Here is a 276-nt window from a genome sequence, read left to right as displayed (position 1 = left end):
GAAGGCATGGCTCACGGTCAGACGCTTCGTCTTGCGGCCCAGCCCGGCGAAATGACCCGCGACCCGCTCGGCCGCGTCCGTCTCACCCGAGACGACGACGGAGTTCGGACCGTTGATCGCCGCGATCCCCACACCCTCGACCAGATGCGCGAGCACCTCGGCCTCCGTCGCCTGGACCGCGATCATCGCCCCACCCGAGGGCAGCGCCTGCATCAGCCGACCCCGCGCCGCCACCAGCCGCGCCGCATCCGCCAACGACCACACCCCGGCGACATG

Annotated in this window: 1 protein-coding gene; it reads right to left on the bottom strand. The window is 71.7% G+C overall.

Annotation, left to right across the window (positions count from 1 at the left end):
- Positions 1–276: acyltransferase domain-containing protein (locus IH80_RS40430; RefSeq protein ID WP_037882484.1), on the bottom strand; the 276-nt coding region annotated here is incomplete at both ends.

This window comes from Streptomyces sp. NRRL S-378 (assembly GCF_000720645.1).
Lineage (GTDB): Bacteria > Actinomycetota > Actinomycetes > Streptomycetales > Streptomycetaceae > Streptomyces.
This window is presented reverse-complemented; position numbering and strand designations above follow the sequence as displayed.